Genomic DNA, 20,300 nt, shown 5'->3' on the forward strand with positions numbered 1-20,300 from the left:
AGGCCGATGGTGGAGTTCCGGGAAGTCACGAAGATTTATGCCGGACAGCCGGCCGTCCATGACCTGACACTGGACATTGAACGCGGCGCGATCACCGTGTTTGTGGGTCCGTCGGGCTGTGGCAAAACCACCTCGCTCCGGATGATTAATCGGATGGTGGAGCCAACCGCTGGTTCCGTGCTGGTGGACGGCCAGGATGTCTCCGCCCAACCCGCCGCTGCCCTGCGCCGGTCCATGGGTTACGTCATGCAGTCGTCCGGGCTGCTGCCGCACCGCACCGTACTGGATAACGTTGCCACCGTGCCGCGGCTCAACGGAGTTCGGCGCACGGCCGCCCGGAAGCGCGCCGAAGAGCTGCTCGCCGTTGTCGGGCTGGCGCAGGAGCTGGGCAACCGCTATCCGGCCCAACTCTCCGGCGGCCAGCAGCAGCGGGTCGGGGTGGCCCGCGCGCTCGCGGCCGATCCGCCCATCCTGCTGATGGACGAGCCGTTCAGCGCGGTGGATCCGGTGGTCCGCGCCGAGCTGCAGCAGGAATTGCTGCGGCTGCAACAGCACCTGGCCAAAACCATCGTGTTCGTCACCCACGACATCGACGAAGCGACGATCCTTGGCGACAAGCTGGCCGTCTTCGCCACCGGCGGGCGGCTGGCGCAGTTCGGCACGCCGGAGGAAGTGCTGCGGGCACCGGTGGACGAATTCGTTGCCGGCTTCGTCGGTCGGGACCGCGGTTTCCGCTCGTTGTCCTTCACCGACGCCGCCGACCTGGCCCTGATGCCGGCCACCACCGCCACCGCAGACCGCATTGCGGAAGCGCCAGGGGAGGGCTGGCTGCTGTTGACCAACGACGGCGGCGGACCGGCGGGCTGGCTTCCTCCCGGCCAGCGGGACCCCGCGAAGGCACTGATCGGGGGATCGCTGTTCACGCTAGGCTCCAGCCTCCGGCAGGCGCTGGACGCGGCGCTGTCCTCTCCGTCCGGGGCGGGGGTCGCCGTCGACGCCGACGGCCGTGTGGCTGGCCTCATCGACCCCTCCGCCGTGCTGCAGCGGCTGCGGGCGGACGGCAGCTGATGGAGTGGTTTCTGGCGAACCTGCCCTATGTGATGGAACTGACCTGGCTCCACCTGTTCCAGTCTGTGCTCCCCCTGGTGCTTGGGCTGGTGGCGTCGCTGCCGCTGGGCTATCTGGCCTGGCGGATCCACGCTGTCCGCGGCCTGATCCTGTCCCTTTCCTCGGTGCTGTACACCATTCCCTCGCTGGCCCTGTTCGTAATTCTGCCCGTCATTCTGGGCACCGGCATCCTGGAGATGTCCAACCTGATCATTGCGCTGACCGTGTACACCGTGGCGCTGCTGGTCCGTGCGGTGGTTGACGCGCTGGAGTCCGTGGACGACGGCATCCGGCAAGCCGCGGCGGCCATGGGCTACCGGCCGGTGCGTCGGTTCTTCCAGGTGGATCTGCCGCTGTGCATTCCGGTGCTGGTGGCTGGTCTGCGGGTGGTGTCGGTGAGTAACATATCGGTGGCCAGCGTGGGCGCGCTGATCGGCGTCCCGAACCTCGGTTTCCTGTTCACCGACGGACTGCTGCGCAACTTCATGACCGAGATCGTGGTCGGCATTCTGATGACCCTGGTGCTGGCGGCGCTGATGGACCTTGTGTTGGTGGCGCTGGAACGAGTACTCACACCGTGGCTGCGCCGGCGCAAAGGTGCGGGAGGGTCGACGGCGCACACCGCCGGCGGGCCCGGTTCCGGGTCGGAAACCGGCAGTGCGGCGGCGGCACCGGATCGCATCGGACCGGAACAGCGGCCCGATGCTGCCCAGGCGGCGGTGCGCGGATGAATCTCTTCGAGCTGACGGCGGCGTGGTTCGTCGATCCGGCCAACTGGACCGGACCGGCAGGCATTCCGGCCAGGCTGGCCGAGCACCTGTTCTACAGCGGCTTGACCCTGGTGATCGCCGCGGCCATAGCCGTGCCGCTGGGACTGTACGTCGGCCATACCGGAAGGGGACGCGTCGCCGTCGTCGGGCTTGCCAGCGGGATGCGGGCGCTGCCAACGCTGGGCCTGCTGACCCTGTTCGTCACCGTGATGGGCCTGGGTTTGATGCCGCCGATCTACGCCCTGGTGATCCTGGCCATCCCGCCGCTGCTGGCGGGCGCCTATTCCGGGATTGCCGCCGTCGACCGGCCGCTGGTGGACGCCGCACGGGCGATGGGCATGACCGAATGGCAGGTATTGTTCCGTGCCGAAATGCCCAACGCGCTGCCGGTCATGCTTGGCGGGCTGCGTGGCGCGGTGCTGCAGGTCATCGCCACGGTCTCCATCGTTGCCTACATTAATCTCGGCGGCTTCGGCCGCTATCTGATCGACGGGCTTGCCGTTCGCGACCCGGTACGGCTGTTTGCCGGCGCTCTGCTGATCGCTGCGCTGGCACTGGTGGCCGACGCCGTGTTGGCCGTAATCCAGAAAATCGCCGTATCGCCCGGCGTGCGCGGCGCCCCCTCCGAGCCCAAAGGCAGGACAAGTAAGGTTGGAGCAGCCAGTGCCGGCAGATGAGGAGACAAGCATGAATAAGCAGCCCCGGATCAACGCACACCGCCAAGGGAAGAACAGGGCCCCGGCCGCCCGGCGGAGCGTGCTCGCGGCAGGAACGGCTGCCCTGGCGCTGCTGCTGGCGGCCTGCGGCGGCGGATCCAATCCGCTGCAGGAAGGGACACCGGCATCGGAGGGAAGCGCCGGCGGATCCCTGGTGGTCGGTTCCAGCGGCGGCACGGAAAGCCAGATCATTGCCGAAATCTACGCGGGTGCACTGACCGCCGCCGGCTACGACGTCAGCACGAAGCCCGGCATCGGCTCCCGGGAGGTGTACGTGAAGGCCGTCGAGGAAGGATCCGTGGACGTCATTCCGGATTACAGCGGAAACCTGCTGCTGTTCCTGGACTCCGGCGCGACGGCGGCCTCCGCAAAGGACGTCATGGCGGCGCTGCCGGCGGCCCTGCCCGAGGGACTCGGCGTGCTGGACCCGGCCTCGGCGGAGAGCAAGGACGCCATGGTGGTGACCAAGGCAACCGCGGAGAAACACAAGCTGACCTCGATCGAGGACATGGCCCCGGTCTGCCGCGATCTGGTGATCGGCGCCAACCCGGAGTTCGCCGAGCGCGAATACGGTCTGCCGGGACTGAAGAAGCACTACAACTGCGTGCCCAAGTCCTTCGAGCCGATCAACGATTACGGCGGGCCGACCACGCTCAACGCGCTGATCACCGACAAGATCCAGGTGGCCGATATCTACACCACCACGCCCTCCATCGAGGACAACGACTTGGTGGTGCTTGAGGATCCGAAGAACAACTTCATTGCGCAGCAGGTACTGCCGCTGGTCCGCACCGATTCGGTGGACGACAAGGCAGCCAAGGTGCTCAACGAAGTCTCGGCGGCGTTGACCACCGAGGACCTGATTGACCTCAACCGGCAGGTCAGCGGGGACGAGAAACGCAACCCGGCCGACGCGGCAGCCGATTGGCTGAGCAAGAAGGGCCTGTCCGACTAAGGCTTTGCATGGAGTTCCCGCACGCGCCGCTCCGGTCACCGGGGCGGCGCGTGCGGTGTGCGAAGATTTTTGAATGGCCGAGTTCAAGCAGTCCAATAAGCTCCACAACGTTCTCTACGACATCCGCGGTCCGCTGCTCGAGCACGCGCAGCGGATGGAGGCCGAGGGTCAGCGCATCCTCAAGCTGAACATCGGCAACCCTGCGCCGTTCGGATTCGAGGCGCCGGACGCCATTTTGGTGGACGTGATCCGCAACCTGCCCACGGCGCAGGGCTACAGCGATTCGCGCGGTATTTTCTCCGCCCGGACTGCCGTGTCGCAGTACTACCAGACGCGCGGCATCCAGGAGATCGGCGTGGACGACGTCTACCTGGGCAACGGGGTCAGCGAACTGATCACCATGAGCCTGCAGGCGCTGCTGAACAACGGCGACGAGGTGCTCATCCCGGCACCCGACTATCCGCTCTGGACCGCCTCGGTGTCGTTGGCCGGCGGCCACCCGGTGCACTATCTCTGTGTCGAGGAAGAGGGCTGGCTGCCCGATCTGGAAGATATGGAACGGAAGATCACCCCCAACACCAAGGGGATTGTGATCATCAACCCGAACAACCCCACGGGTGCCGTCTATCCGAAGCACATCCTCGAGGGCATGCTGGAACTCGCGCGCAAGCACAACCTGGTGGTTTTCTCGGACGAGATCTACGAGAAGATCCTGTACGAAGATGCCGAACATGTGAATACGGCGCTGCTGGCCGACGATGTGTTGGTCTTGACGTTCAGCGGGCTGTCCAAGGCCTACCGGGTGTGCGGCTTCCGCAGCGGCTGGATGGCCATCTCCGGGCCTAAGCATCTGGCCGCGGACTACATCGAAGGCATCAACCTGCTCACGAACATGCGGCTGTGCGCCAATGTGCCGGCCCAGCATGCCATCCAGACCGCGTTGGGCGGACACCAGAGCATCAACGACCTGATCCTGCCCGGCGGCAGGCTGCTGGAGCAGCGCAACAAGGCCTATGAGCTGCTGAACGCCATCCCCGGAGTCAGCACCCAGCAGGCCAAGGGGGCGCTCTACCTGTTCCCGAAGCTGGACCCGGAAGTCTATGCGATCAAGGACGATGAACAGTTCGCCTTGGACCTGCTCAAGCAGCAGAAAATCCTGATCTCGCACGGCCGGGCCTTCAACTGGACGCAGCCGGACCACTTCCGCTTGGTCACGTTGCCAAACGTGGACGTCTTGACCGAAGCAGTCGGGCGGATCGAGGAGTTCCTGACGGGGTACCGGCAGTAACTGCCGCATCGCCGTAGCCGCGCTGCCCTCACGTGGGTAGGCTTTCCCCACCGCGTGCCAAGCAGGCCGTGCCGAATGGAGGACGAGGGTGGAAGAGGTAGAGGTCCCGGTATTTTCACGGAGTCCGTCGGAGTTGCTGCGGGTCGGACCGGGCTTTGACCTGGCTGCCGTGGACCCCGGCAGCACTCCGGGGTTTGCCGGCGGCAAGGCGGCGGGCAAGGCCTTGCTCAAAGCGTCCGACCGCCGGCTCTCCGAACTGCAGGAACGGCTCTTTGCGCAGAGTCGCGGTGGGGCACGGGATGCTGTCCTGCTGGTGCTGCAGGGCATGGATACTTCCGGCAAGGGCGGGATCGTGCGGCACGTGGTCGGAGCGGCCGACCCGCAGGGCGTCTCCCATCACGCATTTAAGGCCCCGACGCCGGAAGAGCTGGAGCACGATTTTCTCTGGCGGGTGGAGCGGGAGTTGCCCGGTCCGGGCCTGATCGGCGTCTTCGACCGGTCGCACTATGAAGACGTGCTCATCCACCGCGTGCACGGGCTCTCCTCCCGGGAGGTGGTGGAGGCCCGGTATGGCCAGATCATCGACTTCGAAGCATCGGTGGCCGGCAGAGGTATCCGGCTGGTCAAAGTCATGTTGCACCTGGGCAAGGCCGAACAGGGCCAACGGTTGTTTGAGCGGCTGGACCGCTCGGACAAATATTGGAAGTACGATCCGGGTGATGTGGACGAACGCCGTCTCTGGGACGAGTACCAGCAGGCCTACCAGGTGATGCTGGACCGGACCAGCACCGCCGAGGCGCCCTGGTTCGTCGTACCGGCGGACAACAAGTGGTACGCGCGGATTGCCGTGCAGGAGCTGCTGCTGCAGGCGTTGGAAGCCATCGACCCGCAGTGGCCGCCGGCCCATTTCGACGTCGCCGCGGAAAAGGCCCGGCTGGCCGACTCGTAGCAGCGGCCGGACCGGCGGCAAACTATCGAGGCAGGCGTCTGTGCTGTGGCGGACCCTCCTGTGGGCGTGCCGGGCGGGCTAGTTCGGGGTAACCGGGGAAATCGGGGATGCCGGAGTGCCTGCACTGACCGGTGTTTGCCCGGCGTTGGTCGCGCTGCGGGCGGCGTCCAACCGTTGCCGCGCGCCTTCCAGCCAGGCCTCGCAGCGGGCGGCCAGCGCTTCGCCGCGTTCCCACAGCGCCAGGGACTGCTCAAGGGTAGCGCCGCCGGCTTCCAGCTGGCTGACCACGGCTACCAGCTCTTCGCGTGCCTGTTCATAGGACAGGGACGCGACATCGGCCGGCGTTGCTGGCTGCTCTGTCATCGGGTTCTCACTTTCGGTGCAGGTCATCTGTCGAGGGCTGTTGAGGTTGCGGGAGCGTCAGGGGAGTGTTTCGGCGGCGACCTCGCCAACCGCGAGGCGGAGGCGCAGCCGAGTACCGGCGGGAGCGTCGGCCGCATTGCGCAGCACGTGGCCATCCGGCAGTTGGGCCACGGCGTAGCCACGGTCCAGCGTGTTCTGAGGTGAAAGCGCACGTACCTGCGCTTTGAGATGGGCAATTCGGTCCGCATCCCGGTGCACTGCCGAGGAGACCGCTTGGTGGGCTCGTGAGATGAGCCGGTGGAGGTCCTCCGCCCGGACATCCACCATGCCGGCAGGATTAGCCATCACCGGACGGCTGCGCAGCGTCGCCAGCCGGTCGGACTCACGATGGACCAGTTGCTCCACCCGCCGGGCCAGCATCGCGCGGGCCTGGCCGATGCGGTGCAGTTCCTCACTGACTTCCGGGACAATGCGCTTGGCAGCATCCGTGGGAGTCGAGGCGCGCAGGTCCGCAACGTCATCCAGCAGCGGGCGATCTGCTTCGTGTCCGATGGCGCTGACAATCGGAGTGGCTGCCGCAGCCACCGCGCGAACCAGGTCTTCGTTGCTGAAGGGCAGCAGATCTTCCAGGGATCCGCCACCGCGGGCGATGACGATGACATCCACGTCCTGGCGGGAGTCGAGCTCCGCGAGTGCCCGCATCACCTGCGCCACCGCGTTGACGCCCTGGACGGCAACCTCGCGCACTTCGAATTCGACGGCCGGCCAGCGCAGCGAGGCATTCCGGATGACGTCCTTCATGGCATCGGAATCCCGGCCGGTGATGAGGCCGATGCGGTGCGGCAGCAGCGGCAGTCGCTGCTTGCGCGACGGGTCGAACAGGCCTTCGGCGGCCAGTGCCCGGCGCAGCCGCTCCAGCCTTACCAGCAAGTCGCCGAGACCCACAGGCCGGATATCGCGGGTCTGCATGGTCAGTCGCCCGGTCTTGATGTACAGGTCCGGCTTGATCTGCGCCACCACGCGCGACCCCGGTTCCAACGGCATCTCCAGGCGTGCCATCACGCTTCCCCAGACCACCAGGCTGAAGGATGCCTCGGCGTCGGTGTCGCGCAAGGTCAGGTAGGTCGTTGAGTTGCGCCGATTCAGCTCTATGACTTGGCCCTCCACCCAGGTGGGCGGCACGCGGTCGATGTGCATCTTGAGCTTCTGGGACAGCATCCGCAGCGGCCACGGGTTCTCGGCTGTCGTTTGGTTGGCAGTCGGGGGCAGGGTCGACTTCCCGGTGTCCGCTCCTTGGACCCCGCCTGACTCCATGAATTGCCCCCTCCGGCAGTGTGCTTCGGTGTGCTTCCGGCGGCTGCCGAAGACTCTACATTCTTACCAGCTATCCCTGACATTCGGATTCTCTGTTGTACTGGGTACAATTCGCGCAGGCCCGTACGGCTCTGCCGAACCACTGGGTGGAAGACGAGGACGGAGGTAGCAGTGCGCGTATTTCTGGCCATGCTAAGCGGGGTTCTGGCTGTGCTCCTCGCTGGCGCCGCACTCTGCGGGGCCTGGGCAAACCAGCGCGTGTTCGACCGCGATGGCTTCGTGTCGCTGGCTGCGCCGCTGGGCAACGATGCCGAATTCCGTGCCGCGCTTGCCTCCACAGTGACGGAAGAAGTTGCCGGAAGCGAAGACCTGCCAGCGGGTCTGCGGGACTTGATGCGCCCCGTCGTCGAACGGACTGCCGGGGCGGTCACCGAGCTGGACGGTTTTCCGCAGGCGCTGAATGAAACCCTGGCCAAGTCGCACACCCTGACGTTTACCGGCAAGAAGGGGTCCGACGCTGGGATCACCTTGGATATTGCACCCATTGTGGACCTGGCGGTTAAGCGGGTAGCGGACGCTTTCGGCGCCAATCTTCCGGTCCCGGACCGAGTGCTGGTCCCGCTGGGCTCCGCCCAGACCGCGGCGCTGCTGACTTTTTGGCAGGGCCTGGCCGCGCAGTGGTGGCTGGCAGCGCTGGCTGCGGCCGCCGCGCTGGTGCTGATGCTGCTGGCCGCCCGCCACAAGACCACGGCACTGGCTTGGGCCGGTATTGGCGCGGCACTGCTGGGCGGGATCCTCTGGCTGGCGGCCGTGCAGGTGCCGCCTGTGGCCGCGGGCGCGGCGGGCCACAGCGAGCTTGCCGCCACGTTCGCGGGGAAGCTGGCTGCATTGGCCGTGGCCGACTTCCGCCCCTGGGCTGCCGTTTTTGCCGGCGCAGGACTGGTGGTTGCCGTGGCCGGCTTCACCCTGCGGGCGTTGCTGAGCGGGGACCGGCGGAACAGGGCTACGGGCTAGCATAGAGGCATGGCCAGTACAGCAGTTTCCCTTTCCATGCCTACCGTTCCCCGCAAGCGACGTACTCCCGATGAGATCGCGTCAGCCAAGCCCGTGGACGGCGACAAGAAGGTGCTGCTGGCAGCTCCCCGCGGATACTGTGCCGGCGTGGACCGTGCCGTGATCGCCGTCGAAAAGGCGCTTGAGCACTACGGTCCGCCGGTCTACGTGCGAAAGCAGATCGTGCACAACGTGCACGTGGTGTCCACTTTGGAGGAGAAGGGCGCCATCTTCGTTGAAGAGACGGACGAAGTTCCGGAAGGGGCGCTGGTCGTTTTCTCGGCGCACGGAGTCAGCCCCGCCGTCGTGCAGTCTGCTGCGGATCGGCAGTTGCGCACCATTGATGCCACCTGCCCGTTGGTCACGAAGGTGCACCGCGAAGCGGTGCGCTTCGCCCGCGACGGCAACGAGATCCTGCTGATTGGTCACGAGGGGCACGAGGAAGTCGAAGGGACCTACGGCGAGGCACCCGACCACACCACCATCGTGAACAACCCGGACGAGGCGCGGACTGTGGAGGTTCGCGACCCGAACAAACTGATTTGGCTCTCGCAGACGACGCTTTCCGTCGACGAGACATTGGAAATCGTCTCGATCCTGCGCGAACGCTTCCCGGCGCTGCAGGATCCGCCCAGCGATGACATCTGCTACGCCACCTCCAACCGGCAGGCAGCGATCAAGAAGATTGCCCCGCAGTCTGACCTGGTGATTGTGGTTGGCTCCGCGAACTCTTCCAACTCGGTCCGGCTGGTGGAGGTCGCGTTGGAATACGGCGCCAAAGCGGCCTACCGGGTTGACTTCGCCAACCAGGTGGATGAGTCCTGGTTCGAGGGTGTGGCCAGCGTCGGCGTGACCTCGGGCGCCTCCGTGCCGGAGGTGCTGGTGCGCGAGGTTCTGAGCTTGTTGGCCGACTACGGCTACGGCGAGGTGGAGGAAATCGTCACCGCCCAAGAGGACATTCTGTTCTCGCTGCCGAAGGAACTGCGTGCCACGCTCAAGGAACGCGGCGATGAATCCCGCGGTCTCGGCGGCAGGGTCGCCCGCCCGGCCAGCTAAGCCCGCCGGGCGGTGTCCCGGGCTGGCTGCCCGGGACACCGCATTTCGCAGGGGGCGGAACCGGCGAGTTAGGCGGCCGGATCCCTGTTTTCGATCAGCTCCGGGGCCGACAGCAGCCGGGGCGTATTTTCCAGGGCAGCCGGTGCCGCGGGTTCTTCCAGCACCGTCGCGTCGAAGGCATTGATCTTCCGGGCGGTCGGCAGCACCCTCGACTCCAAGGTCCCGACGAACGAGTTGTACCGCTCGACCGAGCTTTTCAGCGATGAACCCAGCCGCGTGACGTGCTCGCCCAGCGTTCCGAGCCGCTCGTAAAGCTGCCGCGACAGGTCGAATATTTCACGTGCGTTGTCCTTGAGGACTTCCTGCCGCCAGGTAAACGCCACCGATTTCAGCGTGGCCAGCAGCGAGACGGGGGAGACCAAGGCAACGCTGCGGGCAAACGCGTGGTCCAGCAGGCCCGGATCAGCATGCAGGGCGGCTGACAGCACCGCTTCCGAGGGCAGGAAGCACAGCACCAATTCCGGTGAGGCCTGCAGCTGCTCCCAATACTTCCGACCCGCCAAAGCATCAACGTGGCCGCGCACGGCCTTGGCATGAGCGGCCAGCAGATCCGCACGTTGCTGCTGTTCGGCGGCCGATGCGGCCGCTGGGATCTCCTGGGCCTGCAGGTAGGCCCGCAGCGGCACCTTGGCGTCCGCCACGATGGATTTTCCGCCGGGCAGCCGGATCAGCATGTCCGGGCGGCCGGTCCGGTCCGCGCCAGCCAGATGGACCTGCTCGTCAAAATCCACATGGGGGAGCATGCCGGCTGCTTCCACGACCCGGCGCAGCTGCACCTCGCCCCACTGGCCGCGGGCTGAGTTGGACTGCAACGCGGAGGCGAGCGTCTGCGTGGAACGCATCAGCGCCTCGTCACTTTGCTGGGCTGCACGCAGTTGCTCGGCCAGCTGGCCAAACTGCTCCACCCGGTCCCGTTCCAGCAGGCTGACCTGCTGCTGGACCAGCTTGAGCTTCTCGCCGACCGGGATCAGGGCGCGGAGCACCGTGTTTTCTTGCTCATCCTGGGCGGAGAGCTGCCTGTTCTGCTCGGCGAGCATCCGGCGCTCCGCATCCACCCCCGCAAGGCGGGCCGAGAGCTCTGCCAGCCGGTCGCCGTCGTGTTTGGAAGCGTCCTGTAGATCCGCCACACGGCGGCGGAAAAGGACAGCCACGGCCAAAGCCCCGGCCGCGGCGCCAACGAACAAGGCCAGAAGTGCGAGAAGTACATGCGAAGCATCCATGCCTTCACGATGCCAGCTGCCTCGGACAAATTAGCGAACGCCGGTCCTTGTGTCCCGGTCACGGTATCCTTGACTACCGTGGCTCTAACTATTGGCATCGTCGGACTGCCCAACGTCGGCAAATCAACCCTCTTCAACGCGCTGACCCGCAACAACGTGCTCGCGGCAAACTATCCGTTCGCCACCATCGAGCCGAACGTCGGCGTGGTTTCGTTGCCGGACCCCCGGCTGGACCAGCTGGCAGGGATCTTCGGGTCGCAGCGGATCCTTCCGGCGACCGTGTCCTTCGTGGACATCGCCGGCATCGTCAAGGGCGCGTCCGAAGGTGAAGGGCTGGGCAACCAGTTCCTGGCCAACATCCGCGAAGCGCAGGCAATTGCCCAGGTCATCCGCGTCTTTGACGACCCTGACGTAGTGCACGTGGACGGCAAGGTGGACCCGCGCTCGGACATGGAGACGATCAACACCGAGCTGATCCTGGCCGACCTGCAGACCTTGGAAAAGGCCATTCCGCGGGTGGAGAAGGAAGTCAAGATTAAGAAGCGCGACGCCGCCGAGCTGGCCGCCATGCAGGCGGCCCAGGCGGTGCTGGAGCGCGGCGACACCGTTTTCGCCTCGGTGGAGAGCGACAAGCTGGACGTGGAGAACCTCAAGGAACTGAGCCTGCTCACCGCCAAGCCGTTCATCTACGTGTTCAATGTGGACGACGCTGTGCTGGCCAGCCCGGAACGCCAGGCCGAACTGCGCGCGCTGGTGGAGCCGGCCGACTGCGTCTTTTTGGATGCCAAACTGGAAGCGGACCTCGTTGAACTGGACGAGGAAGAAGCCCGCGAGATGCTGGAGATGAACGGCCAGGACGAATCCGGGCTGGACCAGCTGGCACGGGTTGGCTTCCACACCCTGGGCCTGCAGACCTACCTGACGGCGGGGCCGAAGGAAGCGCGCGCCTGGACCATCAACCGGGGCGATACCGCCCCGCAGGCTGCCGGTGTCATCCACTCGGACTTCCAGCGCGGCTTCATCAAGGCCGAAGTGGTCTCGTTCGCCGACCTGGTGGACGCAGGATCCATGGCCGAGGCCAAGTCCCGCGGCAAGGTGCGGATCGAAGGCAAAGACTACGTGATGGCCGACGGCGACGTGGTTGAGTTCCGCTTCAATGTCTGATGCTCTGCCGGCTTGCCCGGAGTGCCGCGAGGGGTTTACCTACGAGCAGGGCGCCTTGTTGGTGTGCCCGATGTGCGGCCACGAATGGCCGAAAGACGAGGCCGAGACCACGACGCCGGAGGCCGCTTCGATCAAGGATGCCGTGGGCAACGTGCTCGCTGCCGGTGACACGGTCACGATCGTCAAGGACCTCAAGGTCAAGGGCGCCGGTGGCGGTACGGTGAAGGTCGGCACGAAGGTGCGCGGCATTCGACTCATCGAGGACGGCGTCGGCGAGCACGACATCGATGCGACCGTCCCCGGGTTTGGGCGGATGCAATTGAAGTCCAGCGTGGTGAAGAAGGTCCTCTAGCCGCCAGCCGTTCCCAATGGGCAGGGGTTCTAGTCGTGCAGGTAGCCCTCGTCCACCGCGTAGAGCCTCGTTCCCGGAACGGAGGTGGGAACGAGGACTCGACCGTGATCCTGGGTCCACTGTCATCAGGGGTGTTCGGCTACGGAACGTTGGTGGTGTTTGGTTCAATGTGTGGATCTCGGTCGGGCGTCCCCGGCTCGAAGGCGATCCGATGGCTGGTCGCCGCTAACTGGTAAGCTCACCGAGGCTGGCATGGTGCCAGCTTGGAGGGGGATGGGCACGATATGACGGACGATGGCGTCAGTTACGAGACTAGAACCGTGCGCACCATTCGCGGCACTGAATCTCGAACTGTGTCGAAATGGGAGAAGGAAGGCTGGGAGATCGTCTCCCAATCGCAGGGAAAGCTGCAGACGGAGATCACCATGCGTCGGCGCAAGCCGAAGACGCCACGGGGTCTTGTCACCTTCGGCGGTGGAGCGCTCGCGGTCCTGATCATCGCCCTCATCGTGAACGGGATCATCCGCGAGCAGGGCAGCGCTGAGGCAGTAGAGACGCCTGAAGCCTCCGCCAGCGAGAGCGCCCCCGCCTCAAGGGAAACACCTTCCCAGGAGCCGACGTCCACCGAGTCGACTGGAGCCGGTGAGGTCGTGCTCACTCCTGAAGACAACTCGGAATTTGCGGCGATCCTCGGCCTCGCTGACTATTGCGACGGTTCCATCGCAGCTTTTGCGGAGAAGTACCGCGGTCAGACAATCGCATTCGATGGGAATATCGGAGCGATGAACAGTCACGACGGCGCCAGCACGCGGTACGACATTCTGATCGGCGCGGGGGACTTCAGTAAGACCTCAGCACTCGGCCCGGCGTTTCAGTTCCGTGACGTGAACACCACTAGCGATTTGCACTATACCGGCGACACGCCGGACACGATCGGCGTCGGTACCAACCTTCACGTCACAGCACAGGTCGAAGAATACGAACCCAACTCATGCCTATTCCTCTTGGAGCCGGGCGAGACAACGTTCCGCTAGACGCTTTAAGGGTCGACGCGACTTGCAGCTGAGAGCACGTGTTCTTAGCGGCCCATCGAGGTTATTCCGCTTCAATGTTTAGTTTCAAGTGATTGCTTGAGGAAGGCCCGGGGTGCTGACTGCATCCCGGGCCTTATCTTTTTAGGTGAGCCGGTCCTCTACGCCAAATCCGTGTTCATTACACCAAGGCTTGCAGCGTGGTGATGCGGTCATATCATCCCCTGTTAGTTTTGACCTTAAGACATAGGCTATTGGTAATACTGTCGTTTCTCAGCGTGGTACTCCGGTGATTCCGATCCTCGACTCCGCATTCTGTAAGCCGGCTCGTGCATTCTCCATAGATGGTGTTTCGCTCTTGGACCAAAGCCAGTGCGACAGAAATTTGCCATCGCGTCAAAGCTTAATTAGTGGCGTAATAGCTGGCCATCAATATGGATTGCTCTGATATCCTTCTTCAAAAGAGCCCGCGTGCCGGTATCGGCGCATATTGGACGCCCCCACACCCTATTCCGTCACTGGAGAGAGACAAAGCATGGATCTGACTCGCGCAACATCCCAAGAGATCGGCACAGTGCTCGACCATGCTGGCGCGACCTGGAGCTATGACGACGATGGCGACATCCGGATGCGATTCCGATTGGAGCGGCAGCCTTGGACCGATGTCGTCTTTTATGAGTTCGATACCGTCAAGCAAGACTTCTCCATGCGCGGTCAATTCCTCTACGGTCGTGCCGTTCCACAGGCGAACGGTATGACGCGGTGGGAGGTACCACTAGTGTCTGGCCACACGCCCACAGCCGTAGCGCAGAAGGTCGTCACCATTTACCTGATGCCTAGGCCTGGCGGCATAAGTGTTCAGATCCATGCGGCGATTGCCCCCCTCGAACAACCGCGTCCAATGCACATTAAAATCAGGCCCGGAGATCAGCAAGTCAGCAGGATCGAGAATGATTTCCCGGGCTTCGTTCGCGCGGGAGACTCCAAGCAGGTTTGGATGTCGACACGCGTTGGAGGAACCCGGGTCGCTGAGGAGGATTTCCATGACATGGTCCTGACAGCCTCAGAAGTCGGCCTAGCCATGTTCGATGGCCCGTTCACGGGCTGGCTTTTCCCGCGTGATGTGTAGGTCCGCGTCTGTTGCCAACCGCCTCCGCACGTAAAGGTTATTCGGTTACGGAACGCGGTCGAATTTAGGTTTGCGCTCTAACCTCTGGGCCCAAGCTGCACGTATGCATCACGACGGAGGAGTGGAAAAGCGGAGGGTACACTCGGCAACACCTCTCGTAGTGTGCTGACGGTCGCAGGTTCAAGGCTCAAGGTCACGCTGGACAGGAAACTGGGCCGTGAGACCTCGCCGCAGGTGAAGCTGCTGGCCGGGATGACCCTGCCGCCGCTCGTCAGGCAGTCCCGCCGTGCCCGTAATGCCCAGGCTGATGAAGGCGGGCCGGCCGCCTCGCCGGAATAGAAGTTGGTGGTCGAGGCTGAAGCCATGACGGTCAGCGGGAGTCTGATTTCAGCAGTTCTGCATGGCGCATGATGAGGGAAGGGCCACCAGGACAGCAGAAAATATGACACATGCGGCTGTCGCCAAGAGCCAGGTTAAGGCCATCGTGCGTAAGTGTCCTTCTGTGAGTTCTTGGTAGTTCTCGCTGACCTTCGCACGATGGCTTTTCACATCGCCGGAGCGACACATCAAGCCCGGGAAACTACACAACTGCCAGGGACGCTACCTGCAATTTTGTTGGCCAGGCGGTTCGGCTGGCACTCACGCGTCCTCGGCAGATTTCGGGAACCGCCGTCGAAGATCGTCCAGACGTGCCTGTGTTTCCTCTGCCTCGACGGAGAGTCCTAGGTCGTGTAGGTAAGTTCCGAGACGATCGAGAAGATGTATGAGGTGTTGCATGTGGTCATCTGGGTTTAGCTCAGCAGGCAGCTGGAGATGGCCAACAGCTCGGGTAATTGCCTGCACGGCCTCATTAGGACGGTCGAGTGCGCTTAACGATTCTCCTAGGAGACCAAGCACGTGTGCGAGCGAGACTTGGAGTTCGTTGTCGCTGGGGTCGCCGTCAACTAGTGCCTGCCACACGTTGGCTGACTGTTCGGCGGCGATAGCGGCTTCGGAATGCTCCAGTAGCCGGTGGTGGGCGTAGGCAAGCATAAAAAAAACAACCGCCATGCTCCTGCGTTGGTCCCTGACTCCGCTCGACATGGCCCGATAGATCGCGATGGTGTCCATCAGAGGTTGAATAGAATCCTGCCATCGGCCTGCGGCGAAAAGAGTCTTCCCCAATTCTTGAAGGGCATCGCCGAGCGTTCGCATTGAATCGTGGTCATCGGGAGTCTCAGCAAGTGACGCCTGGCAGGATTGCACTCTTTGTGTCAAAGACACGACGGCTTCGTCCGCATCGCCCTTCTGGAGGAGGGCCTGCCCGAGAACTGAAGTAGCTGCGCTTGAGAATATCCGTGCTTCATCATCCAGTCCTTCGAGCCCTTCAAGGACTTCGACGGCTCTTCGCGCGTACCTCACCGCAGCATCCGGTTGGCCAGCCCCCGCGTGAGAGGAAGCCACCCAATAGAGTGATTGCCCGTACTCCAACCGTCTCTTGTGGTCTGCGGGAGACATCTGCCAAAGCAATTCCGCGATGTTAGCCCCACTCGCGAAGTGCGTGGCAGCCACCTGAAAGCGGCCAGCCTTTAACGAGGTATATCCGGCTTGGAGGTAGGCGTTGGAGAGTTTGATGGGATCTTCCCCGGGGGAGGCGTCAGCCTTGGCTCGAGTGATTTCGAGGCTTCCTTCTGCCAAGCCGGCTGCATCCTCCCACCGCTCGTGCTTCATCGCCGTTTGAGCCAGATAAGCGAGCAAGAACGGGAGTTCGTCCTTAATCAATTCGCGAATCTTCGAGTCAACTTCCCGATCGTCGCGATCGGGGTTCTGATTTGAGCGGGCGGAGTATTTCGACGCTGAAGAATCGATGTTGGCTTGTGCCTCTCTGACTCGCCCCTGGTGCAACTGAACGCTGGCAAGGAGAAGAGGGTCGCATTCCGTTCGCTCGAACCACTTTTCAGCTTCCCGCCACTCGCCCGACTGGGAGCACACGTACGCCAGCTTGGTGTGGATACCCTCGAGTCGGACCAGGCGGCCAAGTTCTGTTTTTTCGTTGAGGCGGGCTGCCTGAAGCAAATAACTCTTCGCCTCGGTGAGTCGTCCTGCTTTTGCCAGCTGCTGCCCAAGCTTTGCGAGCGTTGATGCCTCCTCATGCGCATCACTATCTTCAACTGCGCCGGCGGGGGGTCGGCTCTCCCAGAGTGATAGAGCGCTATCGAGCGCCGCCCGGGATTCGTTATTGTCCGACAGGTTCTGATAAATCTCGGCCAGTGCCAACCTGTCCGAGATCGGGGCGTCGCTCGTCGACTTTCGTGCGGCCCATCGTTTTAGCAGTTCTGCAGCCTTTCTACGACGTTCCAGAGACAGTTCGGGCTGATCCATTTCTGCATCGATGTCTGCCAGGGAGACGAGGTATTCTGCCCGCAAATTGTCGTTGAGATCCGGGAGTTCCGCAAGGTCGCGGTATATCGAGGAAGCGGCATCCAGATTGTTGTGCGCTTCCGAGTGTCGTCCAAGTTCTCGTTGAGCGCGTCCAATGTTCGCTAAGCGCTCCGCCAGGTCAGCACGCCCTACAGCACCGCCACGGACTAGGTGCGGTTCCAGTAGTTCCAGTTCCCACAGATCCCGCTCGATACTTGTTTGGTTCGTCGATGGCGCGGAGAACCCCACAAGCGCGGTTGCCGTGCTTCGCGTCAAAGCGTTCAGCTTGGGTAACGCCGCGATGGGTCCTACGGCCGCCCGAATATTCTGGTGCTGTGCGTTGGCTGGATTCGACGTGAGCTCACGCAGCCACTGCTCGGCCAGGACGGCGCCAGCTTGGGCGAGTTCCTCGGGGGCTGAGGCCTCACGGATGGCGCGAGCTGCCAGTTGATGAATCGCGAGGCGGCCAACCTGCCAGCTTCCTGTGAGCTGGATGATTCCGTAGTCAACGAGGCGTTTGACCCCGGGATGTATTCTCGTCCTGGTTGCCGGCAGATCTGTGACACCTGCAACCCAGTCGCAGACACTATCCCGCTGCCAGAGCCACGTGGGGTGTCCATCTGGATCCTGCAGGGCCGCGACCATTGCTGTCCGTTCCACCATACCGTTCGGCATGCCTCGAGCGGCTTTGTCTAGTGCGACCTTCCACGTGGCGCCTATAAGCGTTGGATAGCCTCCAGCATCAGAATAATCGGCCGCTTCATCCATTTGCGGGGACTCATGGAACTCTTTGACCCAGTCAGAGACAGTCATGCTGTTGGCGGCAATTGTGGAAGCGGCAATGGACAGCGCCAACGGGTGGTGCCTCACTGTGTCGGACAATCCGGCCCTGTCATGCGCGGACGTCTCAGGCAGGCGGGTATTGAGAAATTCTTCAGCCTCGTCCGGAGAGAACAGCTCCGCTTCGACCTGATGGCCAGAGCTGCTGATCCGATGGGAGGCGCTCAATGTTGTGATGAGAACCCGTCCCTTCGGATTCGTCCCTGGTGGGACCAATTTGCGTTCAATTAGCTCTGCGGCGTTCGCGTCGTCGAAGACGATCAGCCAGCGCATGTCGGTCGTTTTCAGATGATCGAGTAATCCGCGCGCAAGCTGTTCTTCGCGATCCCCGGCGTGTGCTGCGACGGAGTTTTTGGGGCCACTATCAAGTCGTTCCGCTGCCTGTGCCAATTCTCGGGTTACGGCCACGGCATCGGCGGACTCCACCCAAATCAGCAAGTTGTGACGCTCGTCGTCTGAACTCCTGAGCGCTTCCTGCATGATCTTGCGAGCCGCGAAGGTTTTCCCGAAACCAGGCCCGCCACGCAGCCACACACGCCGATCGCCGCTGTCGCCCCAATGTCGGTCAATCTCGTTCTCGAATGCACGAGGCTGATAGTGGTCCCCCACCTCCGCAAAGTTCCCAACAAGTATCTGATCGGTTGGCGATCCTTTTGATTGTGGCGGTAACGCATCAGCTAGTGCTTGAACCGCAGAGCTGGGGAGGCCGGCGTCATCCACCTGGTCAGCAGTGGTCGATGCCCAAACAATCCTTCTGATTCCCGGCTTGTCACCGTTCAGCATTCTCGCTCCGCCAACCGCTGGCGCTGACTTCGCATGGGATCCGAGGAACCACTGGGCGGCTAGTACGGCGAGCCTAGCCGTCTGCCTGCGGAAGGTGGCGCCAGCAGATTTTCCTTGAACCCCCTTTTGGTTTCCACGATCGGTCCAATGCATCGTCGCAAAGTCCTTGTGGGCGCCGGGGACTGGAATGTCGGCCCAGACCTGCTTCCCATCCTTGAGGATTCTTCCTGGATGCAACGGCAGCGAAGGACGCTGGTCATTGCGTTCCAGATTCCAGGCCACCTGAGCCAGGAGAAGGACCTCACGCTGGCTCAGGGCGCGGTTCTTATTGAGAACGCTACGCACCGTTCCGTCATTAGCCAGATTCTCGAATGCCTTATAAAGCGAGTTCCTCAGCGATTCGGTGTTGGCGGAAACGACAAAGCTGTCGACAAAATGTCGCGCTGCGGAGGGCAATACGGGGCGCTCGAACTCATTGGGATCGAGGTGTTGACTGTCCGTCAGGCCGTATCGTTCGACCAAACTATGCAGATAGGCGGCGAGAACCACCACAGGCTCCGCTGTGTTCGGAGAGTCTCCCAAAATAAATTCGATTGCTTGTGTGAGTGTGCCCCTAACAACGATCTCCGCGTTTCCCATGACTGGATTTTCTCACCTGTCGCACTCAATTTGCGCCAAGGCATCGCTGGGCATACGGGCGGTTGATGCCTAGCGATGCCTCGTTCGATCGTGGAACCAGCGTCAAACTGACGCATCCGGAACGGAAGGAACGCAGGACATGAACACAACCATTGCGGCGCTACTTATCGGGGCGGCTATTCTCGCTGCTTTTTCTCTTTGGATATTCACTTACCTGAAAAGCCAACGGTCATCCCGGCCCCGATTTGCTGTACCGCCCGTTTACACGAATCATGCAAAGGAGCGGATGCTCGAACGCCAGGTGCAGCAGCACCACATCGAAGAGGTTCTTGCCAAGCCCAGTCGACAGATCCCGGATCGGGATAATGAGAGCGTGCGGCTCGAGCGCCAGATTGATGGACGGATCCTGAAGGTCTGGGTAGTGGCAGAACACTGGACAACCGCGAATGCGGCGACAGTTAAGTCGACGGCGTGGGCTGACGTAGTGCAGACGTTTCAGATCCCGGCTGGTCAAACTGGAATCGTCATCGGGGTTGGGGGCTCTAGCATTCGCCAGATCGAGGCCGCGTCGAACTCTCGGATAAGTATCGGCAGGACTGGGATGGTGACAGTTTCGGCCGGCTGTGCTCCGTCCGTTGAGAAGGCCAAACAGATGATCTTCAGAGTCGTCGATCGCGCCCATGGCGCGGGCCCCAGCGGCTATCGAGCAGCCTGAAGTGCTCGTGCGTAATCCACGAAAAACGTAAGGAGGTGATCATGATGACCAGCAAGAATTCCAATGGCGCAGCTAAAGCGGGAGCCGTACCCCGCACGGTTTCTCCGGCGCCTCCAGCAGAAGACTGGCTCAGCCAACGCGTTCGGCGGATACGAAAAGGTGAAGCATTCCAACAACACCTTCAGCATGCGTACAACGAAGAAGTGACTCGGAAGTAGGAAAGCGCCTCGTCCGGATAGCCACTAATGGCGGCCCCGGACGGGGCGCTATTCATAGGAAAGAAGATGCGTCCCCTCTAGATGAGGTTATTCGGCTACGGAACGTGGTCAAATTTAGGTCTGCGCTCTAACATCTGTTTGACGGTTGTTCCGCAAGAGCTGTCAGGGTCGGGGCTCG

At 62.9% G+C, this 20,300-nt stretch carries 19 protein-coding genes; 15 read left to right on the forward strand and 4 right to left on the reverse strand.

The window, feature by feature from the left end; genetic code table 11:
• Positions 1-6 precede the first annotated feature (6 nt).
• The 6 genes from AC5RW2_RS07785 (at position 7) to AC5RW2_RS07810 (ending at position 5,785) form a co-directional block, all read left to right on the forward strand.
• Positions 7-1,068, forward strand: a complete 1,062-nt coding sequence (locus AC5RW2_RS07785; RefSeq protein ID WP_493963159.1) for an ABC transporter ATP-binding protein — start codon at positions 7-9, stop codon at positions 1,066-1,068.
• Positions 1,068-1,838, forward strand: a complete 771-nt coding sequence (locus AC5RW2_RS07790; protein ID WP_493963038.1) for an ABC transporter permease — start codon at positions 1,068-1,070, stop codon at positions 1,836-1,838. Before AC5RW2_RS07785 ends, AC5RW2_RS07790 begins: the two co-directional genes overlap by 1 nt.
• Complete coding sequence (locus AC5RW2_RS07795) at positions 1,835-2,554, forward strand: ABC transporter permease (RefSeq protein WP_493963037.1); 720 nt, start codon at positions 1,835-1,837, stop codon at positions 2,552-2,554. Before AC5RW2_RS07790 ends, AC5RW2_RS07795 begins: the two co-directional genes overlap by 4 nt.
• Positions 2,555-2,564: 10 nt before the next feature.
• Entirely contained in the window at positions 2,565-3,548 is a 984-nt protein-coding gene (locus AC5RW2_RS07800) for an ABC transporter substrate-binding protein (protein WP_493963036.1), read from the forward strand.
• 73 nt (positions 3,549-3,621) lie between these two features.
• Complete coding sequence (locus tag AC5RW2_RS07805; RefSeq protein ID WP_493949585.1) at positions 3,622-4,836, forward strand: pyridoxal phosphate-dependent aminotransferase; 1,215 nt, start codon at positions 3,622-3,624, stop codon at positions 4,834-4,836.
• 88 nt (positions 4,837-4,924) lie between these two features.
• On the forward strand, positions 4,925-5,785 hold the full coding sequence (locus AC5RW2_RS07810) for a PPK2 family polyphosphate kinase (RefSeq protein WP_493949586.1): 861 nt from the start codon (positions 4,925-4,927) through the stop codon (positions 5,783-5,785).
• A 78-nt stretch (positions 5,786-5,863) separates the two neighbouring features.
• Here the strand turns inward: AC5RW2_RS07810 and AC5RW2_RS07815 are convergent, their stop codons facing one another.
• Entirely contained in the window at positions 5,864-6,148 is a 285-nt protein-coding gene (locus AC5RW2_RS07815) for an exodeoxyribonuclease VII small subunit (protein ID WP_493963035.1), read from the reverse strand.
• Between the two features lie 57 nt (positions 6,149-6,205).
• Positions 6,206-7,462, reverse strand: coding sequence for an exodeoxyribonuclease VII large subunit (xseA, locus tag AC5RW2_RS07820; RefSeq protein ID WP_493963034.1), 1,257 nt, complete (start codon positions 7,460-7,462; stop codon positions 6,206-6,208).
• A 171-nt stretch (positions 7,463-7,633) separates the two neighbouring features.
• On the opposite strand from xseA, the gene AC5RW2_RS07825 reads away from it, so the two are divergent.
• Positions 7,634-8,476, forward strand: a complete 843-nt coding sequence (locus AC5RW2_RS07825) for a hypothetical protein (protein ID WP_493963033.1) — start codon at positions 7,634-7,636, stop codon at positions 8,474-8,476.
• 9 nt (positions 8,477-8,485) lie between these two features.
• On the forward strand, positions 8,486-9,571 hold the full coding sequence (locus tag AC5RW2_RS07830; protein WP_493963032.1) for a 4-hydroxy-3-methylbut-2-enyl diphosphate reductase: 1,086 nt from the start codon (positions 8,486-8,488) through the stop codon (positions 9,569-9,571).
• A 68-nt stretch (positions 9,572-9,639) separates the two neighbouring features.
• Here the strand turns inward: AC5RW2_RS07830 and AC5RW2_RS07835 are convergent, their stop codons facing one another.
• On the reverse strand, positions 9,640-10,851 hold the full coding sequence (locus tag AC5RW2_RS07835) for a DNA recombination protein RmuC (RefSeq protein ID WP_493950081.1): 1,212 nt from the start codon (positions 10,849-10,851) through the stop codon (positions 9,640-9,642).
• A gap of 78 nt (positions 10,852-10,929) precedes the next feature.
• Between AC5RW2_RS07835 and ychF the strand changes: the two genes are divergently transcribed.
• The 5 genes from ychF to AC5RW2_RS07860 all read left to right on the forward strand — a co-directional run bounded on the left by ychF (position 10,930) and on the right by AC5RW2_RS07860 (position 14,866).
• Entirely contained in the window at positions 10,930-12,015 is a 1,086-nt protein-coding gene (gene ychF, locus AC5RW2_RS07840; protein ID WP_493963031.1) for a redox-regulated ATPase YchF, read from the forward strand.
• Positions 12,008-12,367, forward strand: coding sequence for a zinc ribbon domain-containing protein YjdM (locus AC5RW2_RS07845; protein ID WP_493963030.1), 360 nt, complete (start codon positions 12,008-12,010; stop codon positions 12,365-12,367). The genes ychF and AC5RW2_RS07845 overlap by 8 nt, the downstream gene beginning before the upstream one ends.
• Before the next feature lie 320 nt (positions 12,368-12,687).
• Entirely contained in the window at positions 12,688-13,401 is a 714-nt protein-coding gene (locus AC5RW2_RS07850) for a DUF4839 domain-containing protein (RefSeq protein ID WP_493963029.1), read from the forward strand.
• 532 nt (positions 13,402-13,933) lie between these two features.
• Positions 13,934-14,527 carry a hypothetical protein gene (locus tag AC5RW2_RS07855; RefSeq protein WP_493963028.1) on the forward strand — a complete coding sequence of 198 codons (594 nt, stop codon included), beginning with the start codon at positions 13,934-13,936 and terminating at the stop codon, positions 14,525-14,527.
• Between the two features lie 162 nt (positions 14,528-14,689).
• On the forward strand, positions 14,690-14,866 hold the full coding sequence (locus AC5RW2_RS07860; protein WP_493963027.1) for a hypothetical protein: 177 nt from the start codon (positions 14,690-14,692) through the stop codon (positions 14,864-14,866).
• 300 nt (positions 14,867-15,166) lie between these two features.
• Here the strand turns inward: AC5RW2_RS07860 and AC5RW2_RS07865 are convergent, their stop codons facing one another.
• Complete coding sequence (locus AC5RW2_RS07865) at positions 15,167-19,189, reverse strand: NB-ARC domain-containing protein (RefSeq protein WP_493963026.1); 4,023 nt, start codon at positions 19,187-19,189, stop codon at positions 15,167-15,169.
• Positions 19,190-19,328: 139 nt separating this feature from the next.
• On the opposite strand from AC5RW2_RS07865, the gene AC5RW2_RS07870 reads away from it, so the two are divergent.
• Together AC5RW2_RS07870 and AC5RW2_RS07875 are read left to right on the forward strand one after the other, a co-directional pair.
• Positions 19,329-19,904, forward strand: a complete 576-nt coding sequence (locus AC5RW2_RS07870; protein WP_493963025.1) for a KH domain-containing protein — start codon at positions 19,329-19,331, stop codon at positions 19,902-19,904.
• A 41-nt stretch (positions 19,905-19,945) separates the two neighbouring features.
• A complete protein-coding gene (locus AC5RW2_RS07875) occupies positions 19,946-20,122 on the forward strand; it encodes a hypothetical protein (RefSeq protein WP_493963024.1) in 177 nt (58 codons plus the stop codon).
• Positions 20,123-20,300: the final 178 nt, after the last annotated feature.

This window comes from Arthrobacter sp. B0316-1-20 (genome assembly GCF_059091865.1).

Coding starts and splice junctions, on each gene's coding strand:
- AC5RW2_RS07785 (WP_493963159.1), top strand. CDS start 7: ATGGTGGAGTTCCGGGAAGTCACGAAGATTTATGCCGGACAGCCGGCC.
- AC5RW2_RS07790 (WP_493963038.1), top strand. CDS start 1,068: ATGGAGTGGTTTCTGGCGAACCTGCCCTATGTGATGGAACTGACCTGG.
- AC5RW2_RS07795 (WP_493963037.1), top strand. CDS start 1,835: ATGAATCTCTTCGAGCTGACGGCGGCGTGGTTCGTCGATCCGGCCAAC.
- AC5RW2_RS07800 (WP_493963036.1), top strand. CDS start 2,565: ATGAATAAGCAGCCCCGGATCAACGCACACCGCCAAGGGAAGAACAGG.
- AC5RW2_RS07805 (WP_493949585.1), top strand. CDS start 3,622: ATGGCCGAGTTCAAGCAGTCCAATAAGCTCCACAACGTTCTCTACGAC.
- AC5RW2_RS07815 (WP_493963035.1), bottom strand. CDS start 6,148: ATGACAGAGCAGCCAGCAACGCCGGCCGATGTCGCGTCCCTGTCCTAT.
- xseA (WP_493963034.1), bottom strand. CDS start 7,462: ATGGAGTCAGGCGGGGTCCAAGGAGCGGACACCGGGAAGTCGACCCTG.
- AC5RW2_RS07830 (WP_493963032.1), top strand. CDS start 8,486: ATGGCCAGTACAGCAGTTTCCCTTTCCATGCCTACCGTTCCCCGCAAG.
- AC5RW2_RS07835 (WP_493950081.1), bottom strand. CDS start 10,851: ATGGATGCTTCGCATGTACTTCTCGCACTTCTGGCCTTGTTCGTTGGC.
- AC5RW2_RS07845 (WP_493963030.1), top strand. CDS start 12,008: ATGTCTGATGCTCTGCCGGCTTGCCCGGAGTGCCGCGAGGGGTTTACC.
- AC5RW2_RS07855 (WP_493963028.1), top strand. CDS start 13,934: ATGGATCTGACTCGCGCAACATCCCAAGAGATCGGCACAGTGCTCGAC.
- AC5RW2_RS07865 (WP_493963026.1), bottom strand. CDS start 19,189: ATGGGAAACGCGGAGATCGTTGTTAGGGGCACACTCACACAAGCAATC.
- AC5RW2_RS07870 (WP_493963025.1), top strand. CDS start 19,329: ATGAACACAACCATTGCGGCGCTACTTATCGGGGCGGCTATTCTCGCT.
- AC5RW2_RS07875 (WP_493963024.1), top strand. CDS start 19,946: ATGATGACCAGCAAGAATTCCAATGGCGCAGCTAAAGCGGGAGCCGTA.